Origin of the sequence: Anabaena sp. CA = ATCC 33047, assembly GCF_963870205.1 — a bacterium.
Lineage (GTDB): Bacteria > Cyanobacteriota > Cyanobacteriia > Cyanobacteriales > Nostocaceae > Trichormus.
In genome coordinates, this window is sequence record NZ_CAWMSA010000043.1 from 120400 (window position 1) to 139651 (window position 19252).

The window sequence follows — 19252 nt, forward strand, 5'->3', positions numbered from 1 at the left end:
CCGCAAGGTATTCATCTTCCCAAACCTCCCTGACGTTCACATTTAAAGCCTCGACTTTCCCACGCTGGCATATTTACATCAGTAAGTTTGGTGACATTTGTACATGAGGGTTGAATGATTTGACTGACAACCGCCCATAATAAACTACGTATTATGTCTAGTGCCGTTTTTAAAGCAGACTCGTAATTACCAGGAATACCTGTTTCCTGAACAATATCGAATTCAACCCAAATCCCATGAGAGCCTAAGAGAATCTGCGCCATCCATTGAGCGCGAGGTAAGTGAGTTGGGGAAGTAATCAGTTTGACTTTGTGTACTCCCCATCTGCGTAAAATCGGAATTCCGTAATAGAAATTTCCAAAGGTAGAATTAGCACATTTTTCTAGCCACACGTTTTGCAAATCTGTTGCTTCTCGTTGAAAAATTAGCCATATACATGGGTCGGGAGAACCTTGAGAAATTAAAATAGGGATTTGTGGATTTTCTTTGGCTGTTTGGGCAATATAAATTTCACGGCGAATACTGCCACCCAGGACAAAAAAGGCATCCACTGGCTGGGAAGAGGCGACAACTAGGTTTATAGTGGTGACAATTAACCAACTTGCCAACAATAGGCATAAAACCCAAGCTGATTTTTGTAACAACTGCAACGGTTTGCGGCATTTGCTACCAGGTTTAATTGATAAATTTTTGGTAAATTTACGTCTCATAACATAAGACAAAAAACCTGCTGATTGCAGTAACGAAAGACCCACACTTGAGCCAACGAAATGCTATCTTATAGAATTAATATATGGAGGAAATAAGACAGTTGCACAACTGTCACACTATTGTCACAGTGTTAGATTAGACTAACAAAGAATTAGCAAATCCAGATACGGTTTGTTTGATAAATTAATGCAAAATTTTAGCATAATTGAAAGGGTAAGATGATGAAAGAAGCCTAGCTAAAAAAATGAGTATAAAAACTTAAGAATTTCTCAAAAGCCTGATTGCTAAACTGTCAACAACATCGTAAATCCCTGCTGATATACATGAACCAATCTGCGAAACTTCACTCGCCCCTGCAAGTAGCCCTAATTGGAGGAGCGATCGCCACAACTGCCTCTGTCTCTGTATTTGGCTCTGCTTGGACTCGTAGTGTTCACGCTGCCTTACAAGACAGTCCTAAAGCATTAGTTGACCAAGTGTGGCAAATAGTAAATAGTGAATATGTTGACGGCAACTTTAATCAAAAAGATTGGCTAGCAATAAGGCAAAGCCTATTAAGTAAAGAATATTCATCTAAAGAAGAGGCTTATGTAGCGATTCGTGAAGCTCTACAACAGTTAAATGACCCATATACACGCTTCCTTGATCCGAAACAGTTTGAAGTCTTAACTAATCAAACTTCTGGGGAAGTGTCTGGGATTGGGATTCGCATGGAAATCAATGAACAAACCAAGCGTTTGACAGTTGTAGAAACCATAGAAAACTCCCCAGCTTTAAAGGCGGGAATTAAAGCAGGCGATGAAATTTTGGCTATTGATGGCAAATCTACTCAGCAAATGAAAATAGATGATGCCTCCAAATTAATTCGCGGCAAGGCAGGTAGTAACATTACACTTCGGTTAGGACGTAAAGGAAGTAGTAGCTTTGATGTGCAACTGACAAGGGCAAATATTGAAGTGCCAACAGTCAGTGCGACAGTCAAACAAGAAGGAAATCGTCGCATTGGTTACATTCGTTTGCGTGAGTTTAGCGCGCACGCCGCAGATCAAATGCGCCGAGCTATCCGGGATTTGAACGGGAAAAAAGTAGATGCCTTCGTTTTAGATTTACGTGGTAATCCTGGCGGTTTATTACAGGCGAGTATTGAAATTGCTCGGATGTGGTTAGATGACGGTAGGATTGTCCGCACAGTGAATCGTAAGGGAGTCAACGAAAATACTAGAGCTAATCGCACCGCTTTGACAAAACTGCCTTTAGCAATCTTGGTAGATGGTAATTCAGCGAGTGCTAGTGAAATTCTCACAGGTGCGCTTAAGGATAATAAGCGAGCAGTAGTCATCGGCTCTCAAACCTTTGGCAAAGCTTTGGTACAGTCAGTGCATGAACTCTCAGATGGTTCTGGCTTGGCGGTGACTATTGCTCACTATTACACCCCCAATGGCACAGATATCAATAAAAAGGGAATTATCCCAGATATTAAATTAGAGTTAACAGAAGCCCAAGAGCGTCAGTTAGCAACTAATCCCAGTCTGATTGGTACTCAGAATGATCCTCAATATAGTCGGGCGATCGCTGTTTTATCTAATAACAACTTTGCCCAACCCCCATTCAATCAGCCCTCTCAATCCTTGAGTGTTGGTATCAACGACTGGAAATTTTAAAAGTTAAATTTTGTGATCAGGTGTTCCAATATCAGCATTCTCAGTTATAAACAGCCTGACTTGACTAATATCTGATTGTGGATGGGAATACTAGGGACTGGGTACTGGGTACGGGATTTTTCCCCTCTGCACCCCTGCACCCCTGCACCCTTCCCTTTGCTCCACAATCACAGGCACTATGAACTATCAGGAAATTGATACAACCACCGCCAGCAATTTCTTGCCAATGGTATCGGTGGTTGTTCCTATTTATAATGGTGCGGCAGATTTACCAGAGTTAATTAACTGTCTGGTGTCTCAAACCTACCCAAAAGATAGGGTAGAATACCTGCTGGTAGATAATAACAGTAGCGATCGCACCCTTGACTATCTCAAAACATCTGCCGCTAATTCCCCAATTACCATTCGCCCCTTCAGCGAAAACCACATTCAAAGCTCTTATGCAGCCCGTAATACTGGTATCCGTGCGGCTGTGGGTGAGATTTTGGCGTTTACAGACGCTGATTGTCGTCCCCAACCCCAATGGCTCACATCATTAATTCAGCCGTTTATTGCTCCAGATGTGGTGATTGTGGCCGGAGAAATCACCGCACTACCCGGTCATACGCTCCTAGAACAACACGCAGAGCGTCAAGAAACTTTATCTCAAAAGCATACCCTAGCCCATCCCTTTTGTCCCTACGGTCAAACTGCTAATTTAGCAATTCGTCGCACTGCATTAGCAACAGTCGGTTTATTTCGTCCCTATCTGACTACTGGCGGTGATGCAGATATTTGCTGGCGGATTCTACAAAAAAATATTGGACGTTTAGAATTTGCCCCAGAGGCGATCGTTCAGCACCACCACCGCACTACACTGAGAGAATTAGCCAGTCAATGGCGACGCTATGGACGCTCAAATCGCTATTTACACGAATTACATGGTGTAGCGTTAATGCCAGAGATGAAACTTCCAGATATCAGCTACCGTTTATTACGTTGGTTATTGAAAGAATTACCACGGGATAGTGTCAAGGCGATCGCCGGTCAAACTTCATTGATAGATTTATTAAATACTCCCATTAGTCTGTTCACAGCTAAGGCGCGTGCAGCTGGACAACGAAATGCAAAATTATCTGAACAAGCCAAGACAATCGAGTGGTTAGAGAAAGTTTGAATTTTCAATTCAGGATTCGCTACATTGGAAATAGGTAGACCATAAGGAAATGTTCAATGTCAGCACAACTGTTACTGGTAGATGATGAACCCGGATTACGTGAAGCCGTCAAAGACTATTTGCAAGAAAGCGGCTTTGTTGTTCAAGTTGCCAGTAACGCCCGTGAAGGTTGGGATTTAATGCAACACAATACACCCGACCTAGTAATTTCTGACATCATGATGCCCCAAGTGGATGGTTATCAGTTTCTCAAACAATTGCGAGATGACCCCCGCTTTCAATCGCTACCTGTAGTATTCTTGACAGCTAAAGGCATGACGAGCGATCGCATTCAAGGTTATCAAGCTGGTGTTGATGCTTATCTCCCCAAGCCCTTCGATCCTGATGAGTTAGTGGCAATAGTAGAAAACTTATTGGCTAGGCGCACCGCCAAGGCTTCAGTTGCACTTGAAGCCGGCGAAACACCTGATATTGCCGAATTAGCCAGTCAAATTGCTCAAATTAAGGCTTTATTAACCCAAAGAAATGCGATTTCTCAATCCCCAGCCCCTTTTAAAATCGATTTGACCCCCAGAGAACAAAGTGTTTTAAACTTGGTAGCCGAAGGGCTAATGAATAAAGAAATCGCCCGTCGCTTAGAAACCAGTGTGCGAAATGTCGAAAAATATGTCAGTCGTTTATTTAGTAAAACCGGTACTAATAGTCGTACCGAGTTAGTTCGTTTCGCCTTAGAACATGGTCTAGCTCATTGACACTCTCACCGTTAACCCCTAGCCTTTGAGCCAGGGGTTTTCACGTTCCCATTATTTTCTATGATTTCGGCAAAAATACCTATGGCAGCAGTATGGTTAGATATGAGTCCAACCTTGCCCATAAATGAATGTAATTAACAAATCAATGGCTGAAAAATCGGAGGAATTGATCATCAATTAATGATGTCGCAAGTATTACAGATTGTGGTTGATTGGCGGTGATGCTGACTAAATTAATACCTGCAAATGAAAGTAAAACCCTGGTTAACGATATTACCTGTAGGCTACGAAAGAGCAGAAACTGTGATACACCCTAAAAGCCAGGCAGATTTGCATTAGTAGACACTCATTTAGGTTAAGTAGTGAAAAGAGTGAAGACCACTGTAGATGCTTGATTTAGCTTATTTCTGAGTAGGTTAACAGCTTGTATGTAAGCATAAGGTTATACAAGCTTACTGCTGATTACAGCTTGATTGTTAGCTATTGATTATTATCAACCGCATTACGTAAACGCATCAGTTGGCGGCGCATTTGGGGCGAGGCTTTAAATTCTGTGATTTCCTGGGCTTTTACAGATGCTTGTAGCATTTCTAAGAAATCATCTGAACCTTCTGTCAGGGCATCTAGTAGCACTTGCAACAGTTGCTCGCGATCGCCTAGCAAACTCTTTTCCTCAATTAACCGAAATTTAAGATTTATTTCGCACTCATAAACACCTACTTCGAGATTATTTATCTGACGTGGTAATGCTTTCGAGTTCATAATTCTGACGGTTCCTTTACTTGGTGGTCATGAGGGTGAGGAGCTAATCCCTTGCACAAATTCTTTATATTTTTTTTGAATTTACTCTGTTTGAATTAATAGTGTTTTTTCCCGTGATAGCATTTATATTCCATTGCACTCTCCTGTGTTGATTTAGATAGACTTTTACTTTGCTGTAGTGTAATCTTCCTTTGCCAGATCAGATTCAGGCAAGCCATAACTATTATTCAGTTTTTGAGATTCGATACAATAAAGTTTCTGTAAGAACTTGTTCAAACTTTTTAAAGGTTTTTACATCAACTTTATTTTTCCGTCAATAATAGTTTGAGTTTTTACTCAAATTATCGTAATTACACGTAAGCAAATCTGCTGTTTTTGTGGGCATTGATTACAGCTAGACTCATTTGGTGGCTAATTACGTAAATTTACTTGATGTACGTTTTTTTATCATAAAATTGTGGCAATTTTGATGAACAAATTTATCAAAAATCAAAACTTGGTTTTCAACAATAGCATAGTCTCAAAGCTAAATTAACCTGAAGGTCAGGAATGGTTTCTACCCTTACTGAAGAAAGTAGGGTAAACAGGGGAGGTTGGGGAACTCCCTCCCGTCAGACTTTCATGACAAACATACAGAATCTACCTGTAAGTTTAGAAGGCTCTGGCTGGCTTTGCCAGGCCAATTCATCTTTACTGGTGATTCAGTTAAAATGATTTCAGTATAATCAACCCAAATCTCACATCCTGCTATGGAAAACTCGATGCTGCTTAAGTCTACAACCCGGCATATTCGCATTTTTGCAGCAGAAATCGACCAGGAAGGCGAACTGGTTCCCAGTAATCAAGTTTTAACGCTGGATGTTGATCCAGATAACGAATTTAACTGGAATGAAGATGCTTTACAAAAGGTTTATCGCCAGTTTGATGAACTGGTCGAAGCCTCCAGTGGTGCAGACCTCACAGACTACAACTTACGCCGGATTGGCTCTGATTTAGAACATTATTTGCGATCGCTCCTGCAATCAGGTGAAATCAGCTACAATCTGTCTGCACGCGTCACTAACTATAGTATGGGTCTGCCCCAAGTGGCAGTCGAATAGCAGTCCCTGACTTTCCACAATTGCCTGATCTCAAAGAATTCTTCAGGCAAGATCAGCGCAACCAGAACTGTCACCCACAAGAGGTGGGGCTAGGGGCTAGTCAAGCCTCTAGTTTCTTCGCGCTGTTGCTGATGCGTCAATCCCCACCTGTTCATGGATATCATGATTGATTTGGTTTACTGATTCCCAAAGACCTCATCATCGCCTCCAATTAATAGTAGATTTTGATACAAAAAATTTCTCAAAAAATCGCAATAATACGATCACAATCAGCAAATTTAGCAAAAATTTACATGAATTTTCTTTGGCTGGAGAATATTGTGGTGAAGTGAAAGATTACTGACCTTGAGAAAACTTGTTTAATTAATTTCATCATACCAGATGCGTATTAGGCAGCCTGACATGAGGATTCTGAAGTGAGAAAAAGTTGGTTGAGCTATCTTAATTCTTAATTAAAGTTCTGAGCAGAGCAGCAAATTATAAACTAGAAAAATATCTGTTTTTCTCAATGGCGGACTCAGGCAGTAGTGACATAGTAACAGCAAAGGCAACAAAGAGGGTGACAGGGTGGAAGTTAGTTGCTGGAATAATAGAAAGTCACAGCCGCAGAGAAGCTATGATCAGGCTGGAAGTTTGACAAAGGAGTATGTTATTTGTATAAGACTGTAAATTAGGTAATAAGTATGTTCTGGTATCTGCCAGCTAAAATCATCATTACACCTGAGATACTGAAAATTTCAGGAAAATAAGCGGTTAAAATTGCCGCTACCAGTGCTGTTAAAAAAATGCCAATCGCTGATCGGTGCGAACACTATGACAAATGATGCGGCAACGCTCTACTGCCCTAATGAACTTTGTCAGGCGGCAAACCCCCTGACGCACAAGTTTTGCCAGCGATGCTCCACACCCTTACCTAAACGTTATTTATGGGTGGTAGGAGATGGTTTAGGCGTAGGCAGCCCTGGAGAAATATTAGCCGATCGCTATTTGATCATCAATCAATCCGTTGTCTTCGATACAAAACCTGGGTTATTACCCCAAGCCCCAGAAATAGACAACATCCAACCCATCAAACCTTATCTGAGACTGATTCCCTATCGCTTACACATCCCGCAGGTGTATGGAGTTTTACCCATACAAGAAGGACGCATCCGCCGGGAAATTTTGCTATTAGAAAAACCGCCCCTATTCACAGACAGTTTAGCCCAAGAAGTATATCTTTATAGCAGCTTAACCGAGGCTTGGAGCAATGCCAATTCCATGCGCCAACTCAATTGGTTATGGCAAATTGCTCATCTTTGGCAACCTTTAAAAAGCGAAGGCGTTGTCTCTAGCTTACTGGAGCCGGAGTTATTGCGGGTAGAAGGGCCATTAGTCAGGTTATTAGAATTGAGTTGTGACTCGCACTCAGCACCAGAGTTACCAAAATTAGGAGAATTTTGGCAGCAACTACGCCGCTATGCCAAACCAGCGATCGCGCCATTTGTTGACCAAATTAGTAATTTATTGATTGAAGGTGAAATCAACTCTCCAGAACTATTAATAGCATTTTTAGACCGAGGGTTGGCAGAGTTAGCCAAATTTCAAACACCTACCATTCAAATTATTACAAAAACTGACACCGGCCCCAGGCGGGAACGTAACGAAGATGCCTGTTATCCGCCTAGTGATACCATCTTGAGCAAACCACCGCAACCCACAGTTTTAGCGATAGTTTGTGATGGCATAGGTGGACATGAGGGGGGAAATGTCGCCTCCAACTTAGCCATTGAAACTATTCAGCAGCAGGTACAGCAACTAACCAAAGTACCCTCTGATCATATAGAACCTTCACTGCTGCTAGCAGATTTAGAAATGGCTGTAGCCAGCGTCAATGACAAAATCAGTCAGCGTAACGATAGCGAAAATCGTCACGGGCGCAAACGCATGGGTACAACCCTAGTCATGGCGTTGCCGATTGCCCACGAAATCTATATTACCCATGTAGGCGACAGTCGCGCTTACTGGATTACCCATCACGGTTGTTATCAAGTTACCCTGGATGACGATGTAGCCTCACGGGAAGTGAGATTGGGTTATGCCGTTTATCGTGAAGCGGTGCAACAAAGTGGTTCGGGTTCTCTGGTGCAAGCTTTAGGAATGAGTCCCAGCAGTTCATTGCATCCTACAGCCCAAAGATTTATCTGTGACGAAGATGCTGTATTTCTCCTCACCACAGATGGTTTAAGTGATTTTGACCGTGTAGAAGATTATTGGGATACAGAAATTTTACCAATTCTCACGGAGAAAAGTCAATTAGTCAACGTTGCCGAGCAACTGGTGGAAATTGCTAATACCAAAAACGGACATGATAATGTGACCATTGCGTTAGTGCATTATCAAGTGAGATATGTGGAACCAGAGTCAGCCATTCAAGTCGTAATTCCAGATAGCACCGCCATCAGAACTGCAACCCCAGCAGCAAACGCCACACAACAAATATTACAAGAAGGCAACCCCGACCAAAAAACAAAAGTCATTCCCGCCAACTTCACCAGCAACATGACGAAGTTGCCGTTAACTGTCATCGTACCTTTGTTCTTAGTGGTTGCGTCTGGATTACTGGGATATGGGGTAATGCGGTGGAGAAACCCAGCGACTAACCCGGTTGCAACTCCGACTGTACCAGCAACTAGCAGCACAGCCCAACAAGAGCGATCGCTTGCTAACCTTGCCGTTGGTGCGGTGATTAAAACCAAAAATGAAATTACTTTGCCAAATCAGGTAAAACTACCACCAGACACATTTTTAGAAGTGGTGGAGAAAACAACTAATAGCGCAGTTGATTCCGGGGATGATCAGGTATCTTTGGATGTGTGTGCCAATCCCACACAACCACAGAAAATCTTAGAAAAACCAGTTTTAATCAAATCTTCGGAATTGGCAAACTGGCAAGTAGATGTATTGCCCGGTGATGCTGATACTCCCTGTAACAGTTCTTCAGTAGACAGCCCATCCCCAGCACCAAACACACCATCAACAAATACTCGATAAACTTGTGAAAACCTGAAATAATACAGATAACAACCACACTGAAATTTATCAACTCAAAGTTTTCCTATAGGAAAATTATTGGTGGAAATGATCTGTGTTCACTCGTTAGTGTCATCAACCCATGCCATCCCTGAACCTGGCGATCGCCCGTCTCATCAATACTGGCAATAATAGTTTCGCCATTTGGGTGGTTAAGGCTCCCTATCCCAGTGGCTATGTTTTGCGTGACTGTGTATGGCCGGTGGAACTCACTCAAGTTTGGCAAGAATGGCAGCAAATGTTTGCTGGTCATAGTGGTATAAATATTTCCACCGGCTCAAGCCAACGCTCAGTCAACCAAGCCCCGATGAATTTAGTCTCACCCCCCTCTGGTCAGGCTACTGGTTACGGCAGTCGATTAATGCAATACTTAGGGATTAATCTCTGGCGTTGGGTATTTGAAGGGCCAATTCTCGGTAGTCTCGAACGCAGTCGTGGTATGGCAATGGGTCAAAATACACGGCTACGCTTTCGCTTAGAAATCCGTGATCCAGATTTAATCGCCCTACCTTGGGAAATTATGCAACGGGAACCCGGTCAACCCGCCATGTCCCTGTCGCCAGATTTACTGTTTAGCCGCACCACCAGCGAAGTAGAACCACTTCCAGATTTACACACCGACCAAGCCCTGAAAATTCTCCTGGTTTTGGGCTACGATCAAAACCTGCAACTGCAAAAAGAAGCCGCTATCCTCGAACAAACCTTGTTAAATGGTGGTCAGGTAGGTAGCTATGGTCAAAGGTATGCTCCTTGTAGTGTCAAAACACTCCTACAACCAACTCCCCAAGAGTTAATTCAAGAGTTAGAAACTAAAGTCTATAACGTGTTTTTCTATGCTGGTCATGGTCTACCAGCACCCGATGGCGGATTACTGGTTTTACGCCCAGGAATGAATCTCAATGGTATAGAATTAGCCCAAGTATTAAATCGGAGTGCTGTTAAATTAGCAGTTTTTAATGCTTGTTGGGGAGCGCAACCAGCCGCGATTAATCATCAAGCTATCCCCGCTAGTAGCTTGGCAGAAGTTTTAATTCGTCATGGTGTGCCGGCAGTTTTGGGCATGCGTGATGAAATTGCTGACCATGAAAGTCACAGTTTTATCCAAGTATTTGCTAAAGCTTTGCGATCGCGCAAATCAATTGATGAAGCAGTGGCAGAAGCTAGGCAAGAACTGTTAACACTATATAAATACAATCAACCGGCTTGGACTTTACCAGTTCTCTATTTACATCCAGATTTTGAAGGTGAACTGATTAAAGATGTTGAGGAAGGTGTCACAGAAATCCCAGAAACTGCTATGCCTTTCTTGAATTCTCCCGCACCAGTTGCTTGTTTGCGATCGCTTTCCCCCGGTGGTCGTACTTGGTTGTTACGAAACGGTGTCACCCGCATTGGCCGCACCAAAGACAATGATATTGTCCTCCCTGAACCCTATGTTTCTAAGCGACACGCCGAAATTCTCTGTCGCAACACCTTTACTGGTACTACTAATCTCAGAACTTATTATTTACAAGATTTTTCTACTTATGGTACAACTTGGTGTTTAGGTGCTAATGGTTGGCAACAAATACTTCGAGAGGAAGTCCCGTTAAAATCGGGAATGCAACTCAAGTTTGGTAGTTCTAGAAGTGAAACTTGGGAGTTTATTATCGAAGACTCTCAAACCTGAGTAAAACTTATGTCAAATTGGCAGCAATAATTTTGATCAAAAACTTCTTTTTTGCGGAAATTTGCATTTGACAAGTGTAGCTGTCAATGTCCCTAAATTAATCCACTAGGAAGCAATCCATGACTCATCAGATTAACAGTTCAGACGCTTACTATGCTGTAGCATCTCAAGTGGAATTAGAATTATTATCAGCTTTATTAGAAGCAGAAGATGCTACCTATCCTTGGAATCCAGCCGATAATCAATCAGAAGCATATTTTGAGGAATTAGAACGGCAATTTGCTTTGCAAGATGTGCTAGATGAGGAAATCACTAGCAGATCACCAGCTTTTTATCACCAACTAGATACTCTCTGGTCACAGGTTAGTTATTCTTCATATTACAATTGTAATACAAATGCCTCATTGGTAGACAGACTGCAAAAAAATTTAACTAACGTTGTGGCTGCTGGCGTACCGCAAAACTGGCTCAATGCTATCGCTACCAAAGCAACTCAAATGTTGGCATCTCCACAATCAATGGGTGAACAATTGGTGGAATGTGTACAGGCTGTACTACCCTCATGGACAGCAGAGGATTTATTAATCTTGGCTCGTCCTTATGCCTATGCCATGCGTAGCAGTGAACCGCAAAGTTTAACATCGGTAATCAGCAATCTGGAAAATCAAGATTGGACAGCTTTATCAGAAATCGAGCAAGCTAAATTGAGCATGGCGATCGCTTACCATGCTCTCCAAGAAATTAACGAATTAGAGACACAAGCCTGATTCATATTTTCTGTTGTTCTTCTCAGCTTGGCTTTGATATAACTTAAATTACCAGGAATCACAATTGGTGTGAGGATGATTGTTTGAGACTGCTAAAACAGGCGATTCATCAAAACTCTTCATCCTAAATTCTCCATCCCCAGGATTATGTCCTACTCAGGTGAAGCTTGGGTTGCGGTTTTGCCAATTTTTTGGTCATTTTTTAGATATAGCTATCCCAGTTTAAATAAGCATAATTTGATTTGAAAATACAAGCTATCTACCTTCAGAGGTAAATAGCCGTCATCTTTACTTCGGCCCAAGAAAACGAGTTGCAAAATTTTGCGCTCGCGTGGGAGATAAAGCCCTAGCCTTGAGAATTGCTGCCATCAAAAAAGCATAAGATAAGACACCGACGACAACTAAGAGTAGATTATTACTGTGTCCGGCAGTATTCCATAAAGCATGAAGTGCCGCCGCGCTAAGATAGCCAACGGCGAGAATTTGTTTAGCATGACGGGGTTTGAGGGCAGCTAATCCGATAAAATACCCCAAATAACCACTATAAGCCATGTGTCCGGCTGGTAAGCCTAAAATCCGGGCAATGAGAACTTGTAAACCCACCTCCGAACCCGCCTGGAGAGATACCGCCGGGACATATTGACCCAAAGTTTCCACCAAAGTAAAGCCAACAGCAGAAGCCGTTCCCAGGAGAATCCCGTCTAAAGGTTCCCAAACTCCTACACGTTCACGCCAAGGAGAAGGTAAACCTAAAGCGATGAGATATGTTCCCAGTATCGGCAAAGCTTTGAGTAATTCCTCCATCAAGCCCGCGCCAAAAAAGTACCTGACAAACAATTCTGTGAGGCTGCTGACAGGCTGATCTATCGGAGGGACATTACCGGGGAGAAGATCACGAAAAATAAAGATAAATAAGTTTAATAGGGGACTGAGTAAAATTACGATGGTACAAAAAGCTGATCCGGTGAGTATCCACCAAGGTTTGGGTTTACCACACAGTTGATAGACAAAATAGTAAGCTGCCAGTGCGATGTAAGTGGCTACTATGACTTGATTAGCTTGCGGCTGTCCGACAGTAGCAAACATCAACACGACAAATATAACTGTGAGAATTCCCGGTACAAGATAAGCTTTACGGGTTAAATCTTTACCTGTAGAAATAATCGGAAACAGTTGGGTAAAGCTGACGGAATCCGGCTTTTGTGGAGTAGAATTTTTCGCTGATGGTAGGGGTGCCACTTGGTTTGTAATCACTGTAGGTTGAGCCGCGATCGCATATTCAAACAAAAATTGTGGCCCGTCAGTGCCTAAAGCAATGCGATCGCCGGCGTGCAGTTCTTGACACCCATACAAACGTTGTCCATTTAAATAAGTACCATTAGCACTATTTAAATCACACAGTACCCAGCTAACTGTATTATCTACAGATGAAGCAACGGGACGCACCACAGCATGACGACGGGATACCATCCTATACATCATCGCATCCAAAACAACTTGGCAACTGGGGTCACGTCCAATTACTACCTCTTTACTGGTAAGCGAGTAGCAAGATTCTGATCCAAATGCTCCTCCATTACCAGACACTAGCCGCAGAAAAGCATTATGTCTTGCGTGTTTGCCTGTCATCGAGTTAGAGTGTCTTTCCAAACTAATCCATAAAATACCTTGGCATTAGGACTGATCCTCAGCCACACCAACAGCAGCATTGCTAAGTACACTATAGCTTTACTCTCTGGGAAACAATTCAATATTAGCTGTCTCAAAACTGAAAATTCTTGCAACCAATTATTTCACCCAATTCTCACAATGATTTGGGCAACAAAAAGTATCTTTTGTACCTTGTTCATCAAATATCTAAATTAGATTATCTGTCTTATAGATATTGACTGAACCAAGAATCCTCGGACTTTAGGACGAGGAGTGTCAAATAATATGTACAGATATGAACAAATTTACAGTTTTATGTACCAAACTTCAATATAAGGCAGAAGAAAGGATAAAATCAGGCTTCATTAATTATTTTGATCAAGTAGGTCGGCGTAAATAATTTCAGGTTTGTAGTAAGGACTGAAGTCCTTACTACGAACAGATTAAACTTTAGCGACTTCTGGATGCTCAACTTTAGTTCCTAGCACCTTGAGAAATTCTGCTAACCAACGGGGATGCGCTGGCCAAGCTGGTGCTGTGACTAAATTACCATCAACTATCGCTTCATCTACGGGAATTTGTACGTAGTTACCGCCAGCACTCCGTACATCGGGGCCACAAGCTGGGTAAGCAGTACAGTTTTTACCCCGCAGCACATCCGCCGCCGCTAATAACTGCAAACCGTGGCAAATCGCAGCGATAGGTTTATGATGTTCAGCAAAATGACGGGTAATTTCTAAAACTTTTTGATTTAAGCGGATATATTCGGGTGCGCGTCCACCAGGGATAACTAAAGCATCGTAGTTTTCGGCTTTGATGTCAGCAAAGGTGGCGTTAAGGCTGAAATTGTGGCCGGGTTTTTCACTATAAGTCTGATCTCCCTCAAAGTCATGAACTGCTGTCCGCACTTTTTCGCCAGCTTGCTTGTCTGGACAAACTGCATCAACGGTATGTCCTACCATTTGCAAAGCTTGGAAGGGAACCATCACCTCGTAGTCTTCTACATAGTCACCAACCAGCATTAAAATTTTCTTAGCAGCCATATAGTTATATCCTGGGTAAATTTGTTAAGTACCTGTCTTTAATTCATCATCATTTTAAGGAGATATTATTCGACCAGGATGGGTTATACCTATTTAATTTGCTAATTTTTACATATCAGAAATTTTTATGGACTCTAACTAATAAGCAATGACTAATGACTAATGACTATTGACTATTGACTAAATTAAACTCTGCGATCGCACGCGGAAAATTTTTGTTTTCGTGTCCGGGACGACTCAGTTTAAGCAACGCAAAACGCTGCAAAGGCGTTAAATTTTGCCACTGTGAGAGAGTGATAGTAATACCGATTTCTTGGGCTTTCTCTTGCAGTGTGACTGGCACATTGTCAGAGTCTAACCATGCGGGTTTCGGGTCTATTGGTAATGTTGCCGCAGGTGTACCGGTGCGTTCTATAATTAATTGCTGGAGATATTCTTGGTAAGCTTGAATTTCTGCTGCTGTTGTACAAGGTAAGCTGACTAAAGTTTCACGTTCAGCTTGAGTCATCTGATTCCAATCTGATAATTTTAGTTTAATCCCGCAGGTGTCGAGATTATAACGTACCTGCATCGGAATACAACGTAGAGAATCCACAAAATCCGTTTCAAATTCAAAAAAAGTTGTCATAATTCAGATTGTCAAAATTATCGATGAGCTATGCTGGTTTGTAGTCAGGACTTTAGTCCTGATGTTCTAAAGAGTCAAGTCCTGACTAAGTAGCTGGTTGCAATTAAATATAAAATGTGGGATGGGCCGCCCGTCAACAGGCTTCTAGCCTGTTCGACTATCTAACAATTAATTAAGCCTACTTACTTACGAACTGTTCTCAGTTTATAACCTTTAACTGAAATTCGTTGATATATAAACGTTGCAGTGCAACGTCTACACTAAATTAAATTAGCATCTAAATTTACCCAACTTTAACGTCTATCTTTATTACTATAACGAATGATTAAATAACTAATAGATAGAGCTAAAATAGCAGTTCCTAAACCAATGATATCAATTCCTTGGACTTTTTCTAAATCCAAAATAATGATTTTTCTGGCTACAGCAATTAATGAGGTAACAATTACTAATTCTACTTGAAAGACGTGTTTTTTTAAATAAGCTGTAATATTTTCTAATATCTCTAGAGCAATTAATACATTTAAAAATAACCCAAAAACTTTAAACAGTGTTGTGTTAATTACACCGTAGGGTGGAGTTAAGATTTCTTTAACTATAAAAGTTCCTAAATCCACAATTGCCACCAAAATGACTACCACCATAAAAATAGATAGAATTTTGGAAACTATCACTTCAATATTTTCAATCGCGTGCATAAAACTTTCATCGCTAGTAAATCCAAACAATCTTCTGATTAGCTTTCTCATTAACTTTACCTAATTTCACGCAAGCTCAAAACTACAAAAAACAAAATAAAAATCCTGTAGATAACTCTAGAGGATTAAACATTGATATGTGATTGGTATATTGAAATTATCTTATCTTGCTGATCGTCAATGTTAGTACATCGAAAGTCATAATGGTAAATATTGACTAAAGTCTATGAATCAAATAACTATTGAGTAGCTTACCATTGGGAGGAAAGAAGTTGAGAATTTTTAGCTGTAGTTTCTAGACAGACGGGTGTGAGTTGTACAGCACAGGCTTTTAATTCTGGTTGTAGTGAGTCGGGACAAGCTTCGGGATGGGTGAGGGCGTTAGCTTCGGCATTGTCTGCCCAGAGTTTACCCCAGTGCATGGGGACAAAAACTGTACCGGGTGCGATCGCCTGAGTCACTTTTGCTTTAAACATAGCTTCACCACGACGCGATCGCACTTCAATCATCTGATTGTCAGTAATTCCTAACTTAGCCGCATCACGAGGGTGAATTTCCATAAATGGTTCTGGGTGCATAGAGCGAATTTTGGCAATTCTGCCTGTGCGCGTTTGGGTATGCCAATGTCCATAAAGTCGCCCAGTCGTTAACACAAAAGGATAATCTGGGTCTGGTGGTTCAGCTAAACCTTGAGAATAATAAGCGGCAAACTTGGCACGACCATCAGAAGTAGGAAAGCGCAAATCAGTATAAAGTCTTTTAGAACCGTTAGTCTGATCCCCAGTCCCCACTTGAGGATGAGGCCATTGAGTCGCGCCTTCTGTACGTAACTGTTCGTGACTGATACCAGACAGATCACAAACACGCCCCCTAGTGAGTTGGACAAACTCGGCGTAAACTTCCGCAGAATTATTAAAGGCGAACTTGTCCGCAAAACCTAACCTGCGTCCGACTTCCGCGAAAATTTCCCAGTCAGCTTTTGCTTGGTGAGGTGGTTGGCGGAATGCTGAACACAAAGTAACTCGGCGTTCAGAATTAGTCATTACGCCAGTTTTTTCACTCCACTGTGCCGCCGGTAAAAGAACATGGGCGTAAGCTGAGGTTTCCGTGGGGTAATAAGCATCTTGGTAAATCGTGAAAGGCGATCGCAATAACGCTTTCTTTGTCCGTTCCAAATCTGGCATACTAACAGCAGGGTTAGTAGCCGCAATCCACAACAAGCCTACAATCCCAGTTTCTAAACCTGTAATCATCTCCCACGCAGTCAAACCGGCATGGGGAGAAATTTGTCCTCGTTTCAGTTGCCAAAAGTCCTCTACCTCTGCACGGTGTTGGGGATTTTTCACCAAGCGATAACCGGGTAATAAATGGGCTAAACCGCCCGCTTCCCTTCCTCCCATTGCATTAGGTTGGCCTGTTAAAGAAAAAGGCCCCGCCCCTGGTTTACCGATTTGTCCGGTCATCAGGTGTAGATTAATAAGAGTTCTAACTTTGGCTGTGCCTTCAGTTGATTGATTAACACCCATCGACCACAAAGATAACACACGCCCAGATTCACCCCAATAACGGGCGGCGGTTTCTAAATCTGCAATGCTGATACCACATTGACGGGCTACCACTTCCGGCGAATAGTGACGAATTACCTCAGCATAGGCGGAAAAATTACTGGTACAGTCGTCAATAAATCCTAGATCAATTAAATTCCAACGCATCAATAAATGGGCGATGCCATTTAATAAATCAATATCTGTGCCGGGACGAATTGCTAAATGTAAATCTGCGGCTTCGGCGGTAGGTGTGCGACGAGGATCAACCACAATCATTTTTACCTGCCGGTTTTTTCTGTGGTATTTCTCCAGTCGGTTAAAAACGATAGGGTGACATTCGGCGGCATTGGTGCCAATTAAAAATGCACAGTCAGTTAATTCTAAATCTTCATAACAGCAGGGAGGGCCATCTGAGCCAAAACTTTGGATGTATCCAGCCACCGCACTGGACATACATAACCGCGAGTTAGCATCAAAATTGTTAGTTCCTAAACAACCTTTTAAAAGTTTTTGGGCGGTGTAATAGTCCTCGGTTTGGAATTGTCCAGAACCATACATACATATAGCTGCTGAACCTTGAGTTAAGCAAACAGTTTGTATGCGTTGGGTGATGATATTAAAAGCTTCATCCCAACTAACTTGCCGGAACTCTTGATCTAAAGAGTCCCGCACCATTGGGTAATGTAGTCTATTTTTATCTAAAGATTCGGCGATGGTTGCACCTTTAACGCAAACCATACCCTGACTCGATGGGTGGGACTTATCACCGCGAACTCGCCAAATAGGATTTTGGTTATCTGAATTAGTGGTTTTATGAGGTTGTGCTGGGGGGGATACTTCTAAACCACAGCCAACACCACAGTAAGGGCATAGGGTTTTGGTAGATTCGGTCATTGTAATTGGCGATCGCTAATTATCTCAAGGTTCGTAGTGAAGACTTTAGTCTTCATGGTTTTGAGGACTAAAGTCCTCACTACAAACTGTGTAAAGGAGAAAAATTATTGATTATTCGTCGTGTGCAAATCGGCGATAGAGGAAATCTAGGGCGTAGTTTCGCAGGTTGTAGTATTCTGGATCTTCCATGATGCGGCGACGGTTGCGGGGACGGGCGAAGGGAATGTCTAGGATTTCGCCGATTTGTGCGGCGGGGCCGTTTGTCATCATTACTACTCTGTCGGCGAGGAATAGGGCTTCATCGATGTCATGGGTAATCATCAGGACGGTGAGTTGATGATTGCTGCAAATTTGTAAGAGTTCTTCTTGTAATTCTTCTTTGGTGATTGCGTCTAATGCGCCGAAGGGTTCATCGAGAATTAAGACTTGGGGACGGATGGAAAGGGCGCGGGCGATCGCCACTCTTTGTTTCATGCCGCCAGATATTTGGTGAGGTTTCTTTTCTGCGGCTTCTGTCAGTCCCACCATTGCTAAATGTTCTCTGACAATGGCGCGTTTTTCGGCTGTGGGTTTGTTGGGGAAAACTGCATCTACCGCTAGATAGACATTTTCAAATACACTCAGCCACGGCAGTAAGCAATAGTTTTGAAATACCATCATCCTATCTGGGCCTGGTTCGGTGATGGGTTGGTCTTGCAGCATGACTACGCCATCGGTGGGAGTGTTAAACCCAGAAATCATGTTGAGTAAGGTTGATTTACCACAGCCAGAGTGACCAATTAAGCAAATAAATTCACCTTCACGCACTCTCAGGTCGATTCCATCTAGTACGGTGTAAGGGCCTTCGGGGGTGGGGTAGATTTTGGTGACACCTTCAATTACTAGGAAGTTATCGGCTTTGGGGGTGTAATTTTTTTTGTTTTGGGTGTTTCTGTTGATTATTTGCATGGTTTTGTGAAATGTTTAGGATTTACTCACGCAGAGGCGCAGAGGAGGACACTTGCGTGGGCGGCTTTGCCGACTTGTTCGCGTTGGCGCAGCCTCACGTAGTGAAGCGTCTCGTTCGCGTAGCGTCCCGTAGGGAAGAGAGCAAAGTGTCCGTCGCGCAGAGAGGGGGATGAGGGAGAAAGTAACTAATGACT

At 42.4% G+C, this 19252-nt stretch carries 15 protein-coding genes; 7 read left to right on the plus strand and 8 right to left on the minus strand.

Features of this window, described 5'->3' with window-relative positions; genetic code table 11:
- Positions 1–11: 11 nt before the first annotated feature.
- Positions 12–710 (minus strand): YdcF family protein, encoded by a 699-nt coding sequence (locus AACS98_RS11590; protein WP_197480136.1) that lies wholly within the window; start codon positions 708–710, stop codon positions 12–14.
- A gap of 324 nt (positions 711–1034) precedes the next feature.
- Here AACS98_RS11590 and ctpB point away from each other — a divergent pair, with 324 nt between their 5' ends.
- From ctpB to AACS98_RS11605, 3 genes are all read left to right on the plus strand, one after another.
- Positions 1035–2372 carry a carboxyl-terminal processing protease CtpB gene (ctpB, locus tag AACS98_RS11595; protein WP_066379890.1) on the plus strand — a complete coding sequence of 446 codons (1338 nt, stop codon included), beginning with the start codon at positions 1035–1037 and terminating at the stop codon, positions 2370–2372.
- A 178-nt stretch (positions 2373–2550) separates the two neighbouring features.
- Complete coding sequence (locus AACS98_RS11600) at positions 2551–3528, plus strand: glycosyltransferase (RefSeq protein ID WP_066379891.1); 978 nt, start codon at positions 2551–2553, stop codon at positions 3526–3528.
- Between the two features lie 56 nt (positions 3529–3584).
- Positions 3585–4280 (plus strand): response regulator transcription factor, encoded by a 696-nt coding sequence (locus AACS98_RS11605; protein WP_066379893.1) that lies wholly within the window; start codon positions 3585–3587, stop codon positions 4278–4280.
- A gap of 480 nt (positions 4281–4760) precedes the next feature.
- On the opposite strand, the gene AACS98_RS11610 is transcribed toward AACS98_RS11605, so the two are convergent.
- Positions 4761–5042, minus strand: coding sequence for an Npun_R1517 family heterocyst differentiation transcriptional regulator (locus AACS98_RS11610; RefSeq protein WP_066379898.1), 282 nt, complete (start codon positions 5040–5042; stop codon positions 4761–4763).
- A 749-nt stretch (positions 5043–5791) separates the two neighbouring features.
- Between AACS98_RS11610 and AACS98_RS11615 the strand changes: the two genes are divergently transcribed.
- From AACS98_RS11615 to AACS98_RS11630, 4 genes are all read left to right on the plus strand, one after another.
- Entirely contained in the window at positions 5792–6142 is a 351-nt protein-coding gene (locus AACS98_RS11615; protein WP_066379907.1) for an NAD(P)H-quinone oxidoreductase subunit M, read from the plus strand.
- 813 nt (positions 6143–6955) lie between these two features.
- Positions 6956–9175 (plus strand): protein phosphatase 2C domain-containing protein, encoded by a 2220-nt coding sequence (locus AACS98_RS11620; RefSeq protein WP_066379908.1) that lies wholly within the window; start codon positions 6956–6958, stop codon positions 9173–9175.
- Between the two features lie 121 nt (positions 9176–9296).
- Positions 9297–10883: a CHAT domain-containing protein gene (locus AACS98_RS11625; protein WP_066379909.1), complete on the plus strand. Its 1587-nt coding sequence runs from the start codon at positions 9297–9299 to the stop codon at positions 10881–10883.
- 119 nt (positions 10884–11002) lie between these two features.
- The gene (locus AACS98_RS11630) at positions 11003–11650 is read left to right on the plus strand and encodes a hypothetical protein (protein ID WP_066379911.1); all 648 of its coding nucleotides are present in this window, start codon (positions 11003–11005) and stop codon (positions 11648–11650) included.
- A 288-nt stretch (positions 11651–11938) separates the two neighbouring features.
- Here AACS98_RS11630 and AACS98_RS11635 read toward each other — a convergent pair whose 3' ends face one another.
- The 6 genes from AACS98_RS11635 to AACS98_RS11660 all read right to left on the minus strand — a co-directional run bounded on the left by AACS98_RS11635 (position 11939) and on the right by AACS98_RS11660 (position 19058).
- Positions 11939–13279 (minus strand): PrsW family glutamic-type intramembrane protease, encoded by a 1341-nt coding sequence (locus AACS98_RS11635; RefSeq protein WP_066379912.1) that lies wholly within the window; start codon positions 13277–13279, stop codon positions 11939–11941.
- A gap of 464 nt (positions 13280–13743) precedes the next feature.
- Positions 13744–14343, minus strand: a complete 600-nt coding sequence (locus AACS98_RS11640; RefSeq protein WP_066379914.1) for a DJ-1/PfpI family protein — start codon at positions 14341–14343, stop codon at positions 13744–13746.
- 166 nt (positions 14344–14509) lie between these two features.
- Positions 14510–14971, minus strand: coding sequence for a nitrate reductase associated protein (locus AACS98_RS11645; RefSeq protein WP_066379915.1), 462 nt, complete (start codon positions 14969–14971; stop codon positions 14510–14512).
- Positions 14972–15264: 293 nt separating this feature from the next.
- Positions 15265–15720 (minus strand): phosphate-starvation-inducible PsiE family protein, encoded by a 456-nt coding sequence (locus tag AACS98_RS11650; RefSeq protein WP_066379917.1) that lies wholly within the window; start codon positions 15718–15720, stop codon positions 15265–15267.
- A gap of 200 nt (positions 15721–15920) precedes the next feature.
- A complete protein-coding gene (locus AACS98_RS11655; RefSeq protein ID WP_066379918.1) occupies positions 15921–18110 on the minus strand; it encodes a molybdopterin oxidoreductase family protein in 2190 nt (729 codons plus the stop codon).
- A gap of 111 nt (positions 18111–18221) precedes the next feature.
- A complete protein-coding gene (locus AACS98_RS11660) occupies positions 18222–19058 on the minus strand; it encodes a nitrate ABC transporter ATP-binding protein (RefSeq protein WP_066379923.1) in 837 nt (278 codons plus the stop codon).
- Positions 19059–19252: the final 194 nt, after the last annotated feature.

What these genes read in the sequence shown, in the direction of transcription:
- ctpB (WP_066379890.1), top strand. Translation starts at nt 1,035, where the DNA reads ATGAACCAATCTGCGAAACTTCACTCGCCCCTGCAAGTAGCCCTAATT.
- AACS98_RS11645 (WP_066379915.1), bottom strand. Translation starts at nt 14,971, where the DNA reads ATGACAACTTTTTTTGAATTTGAAACGGATTTTGTGGATTCTCTACGT.
- AACS98_RS11615 (WP_066379907.1), top strand. Translation starts at nt 5,792, where the DNA reads ATGGAAAACTCGATGCTGCTTAAGTCTACAACCCGGCATATTCGCATT.
- AACS98_RS11610 (WP_066379898.1), bottom strand. Translation starts at nt 5,042, where the DNA reads ATGAACTCGAAAGCATTACCACGTCAGATAAATAATCTCGAAGTAGGT.
- AACS98_RS11590 (WP_197480136.1), bottom strand. Translation starts at nt 710, where the DNA reads ATGAGACGTAAATTTACCAAAAATTTATCAATTAAACCTGGTAGCAAA.
- AACS98_RS11620 (WP_066379908.1), top strand. Translation starts at nt 6,956, where the DNA reads ATGACAAATGATGCGGCAACGCTCTACTGCCCTAATGAACTTTGTCAG.
- AACS98_RS11635 (WP_066379912.1), bottom strand. Translation starts at nt 13,279, where the DNA reads ATGACAGGCAAACACGCAAGACATAATGCTTTTCTGCGGCTAGTGTCT.
- AACS98_RS11625 (WP_066379909.1), top strand. Translation starts at nt 9,297, where the DNA reads ATGCCATCCCTGAACCTGGCGATCGCCCGTCTCATCAATACTGGCAAT.
- AACS98_RS11640 (WP_066379914.1), bottom strand. Translation starts at nt 14,343, where the DNA reads ATGGCTGCTAAGAAAATTTTAATGCTGGTTGGTGACTATGTAGAAGAC.
- AACS98_RS11630 (WP_066379911.1), top strand. Translation starts at nt 11,003, where the DNA reads ATGACTCATCAGATTAACAGTTCAGACGCTTACTATGCTGTAGCATCT.
- AACS98_RS11655 (WP_066379918.1), bottom strand. Translation starts at nt 18,110, where the DNA reads ATGACCGAATCTACCAAAACCCTATGCCCTTACTGTGGTGTTGGCTGT.
- AACS98_RS11605 (WP_066379893.1), top strand. Translation starts at nt 3,585, where the DNA reads ATGTCAGCACAACTGTTACTGGTAGATGATGAACCCGGATTACGTGAA.
- AACS98_RS11600 (WP_066379891.1), top strand. Translation starts at nt 2,551, where the DNA reads ATGAACTATCAGGAAATTGATACAACCACCGCCAGCAATTTCTTGCCA.
- AACS98_RS11660 (WP_066379923.1), bottom strand. Translation starts at nt 19,058, where the DNA reads ATGCAAATAATCAACAGAAACACCCAAAACAAAAAAAATTACACCCCC.
- AACS98_RS11650 (WP_066379917.1), bottom strand. Translation starts at nt 15,720, where the DNA reads ATGAGAAAGCTAATCAGAAGATTGTTTGGATTTACTAGCGATGAAAGT.